General features: G+C 67.5%; 1 protein-coding gene and 1 pseudogene. One reads left to right on the top strand and one right to left on the bottom strand.

Features of this window, described 5'->3' with window-relative positions:
* Positions 1 to 739, top strand: a pseudogene (locus EOA79_RS31980) (carboxypeptidase M32); the annotation flags it as partial.
* Positions 740 to 758: 19 nt separating this feature from the next.
* On the opposite strand, the gene EOA79_RS31975 reads toward EOA79_RS31980, so the two are convergent.
* Positions 759 to 1,583 (bottom strand): ATP-binding cassette domain-containing protein (locus EOA79_RS31975; RefSeq protein WP_128293681.1); only part of this gene is annotated, 825 nt, incomplete at its 5' end.

The raw sequence follows: 1,583 nt of genomic DNA, 5'->3' as shown, positions 1-1,583 counted from the left end.
CTACAAGACTTCCGATTTCCTGTCGGCGCTGATGGGGGTGCTGCACGAGACCGGCCACGCGCTTTACGAACAGAATCTGCCGAAAGCCTGGTCGCACTGGCCGCTCGGCAAGGCGCGCGGCATGGCCGTGCATGAGAGCCAGAGCCTGTTCGTCGAGAAGCAGATCGGCCGCAACCCCGCCTTCTGGCGCTGGGCGCTGCCGGTTGTCGAGAAGCATCTCGGCGAAGCCTGGTCGATCGACGACATCCTGCCGCATGTCCATCATGTGGAACGCGGCTTCATCCGCGTCGACGCCGACGAGGTCACCTATCCGCTGCATGTCATCCTGCGTTACGAGCTCGAGCAGGAGCTCGTCTCAGGACGGCTGGAGGCCGCCGACCTGCCCGAGGCCTGGGATGCCAAGATGCGCGACTATCTCGGCCTGTCGACCATCGACAACCCGGCCGACGGGCCGATGCAGGACGTGCACTGGCCGGGCGCCGCCTTCGGCTATTTCCCGTCCTACACCCTGGGCGCCATGATGGCGGCGCAGCAGTGGGCCGCCTTGACCAGGGAGCATCCGTCAGCCGACGGAGATCTCGCCAAGGGCGACTTCAGCGCCATCAATGAGTGGCGACGCGACAAGATCTGGTCGCAGGGCTCGCGCTGGTCGACGCCGGACCTGCTCGAGCGCGCCACCGGCGAGAAGCTCAACGCCGTTTACTTCACCGAGCACCTGCGCAAGCGGTACGGCGACTGATAACGCCTGCCGGCGGGCGCTACTCCGCCGCGCCCTTGAAGGCGCTCGCTCCGGTCTCGAACTGCAGCTTGGCGAGCCGCGCATAGGTGCCGCCCTTGGCGACAAGGCTTTGGTGGGTGCCTTCCTCGACGATGCGCCCGCCTTCCATGACCAGGATGCGGTCGGCCTTGAGTACCGTCGCCAGCCGGTGGGCGATCACGATGGTGGTGCGGCCGCGCATCAGCCGCTCCAGCGCCGTCTGCACCAGCGTTTCGCTTTCGGCGTCGAGCGCCGAGGTCGCCTCGTCGAGCAGCAGGATCGGTGCGTCGCGCAGAATGGCGCGGGCGATCGCCACGCGCTGGCGCTGGCCGCCCGAAAGCGTCACACCGCGCTCGCCGACCTGGCTGTCATAGCCCTTTTCAAGCTTGCCGATGAATTCGTCGGCAAGCGCCGCCTTTGCCGCCGCCTCGATCTCGGCATCGCTGGCGCCCGGCCGGCCGAAGCCAATATTGTCGGCAGCACTGGCCGCGAAGATGGTGACGTCCTGCGCCACGATGGCGATGCGCTGGCGGATTGCGGCCGGATCGGCCTGGCGCAGATCGACGCCGTCGATGACGACACGGCCGCTCTCCGGATCGTAGAAGCGCAGGATAAGCGAGAAGACGGTGCTTTTTCCCGCGCCCGAAGGACCGACGATCGCCACCGTCTCGCCGGGCTTCACCTGGAAGCTCAGCCCATGCACGGCGGCCCGGTCCGGCCGCGCGGGATAGGAGAAGGAGACATCGTCAAAGCTGATCGCGCCCTTGGCCTTGGCCGGCAGCGGCTGCGGATCGGCGGGCGCCTGAATGGCGGGGTTCTCCGCCCG

The organism is Mesorhizobium sp. M1A.F.Ca.IN.020.03.2.1, assembly GCF_004023205.1.
Taxonomy (GTDB): domain Bacteria; phylum Pseudomonadota; class Alphaproteobacteria; order Rhizobiales; family Rhizobiaceae; genus Mesorhizobium.
The sequence above is the reverse complement of the archived record's forward strand: the minus strand, read 5'-3'. Positions and strand labels throughout refer to the sequence as shown.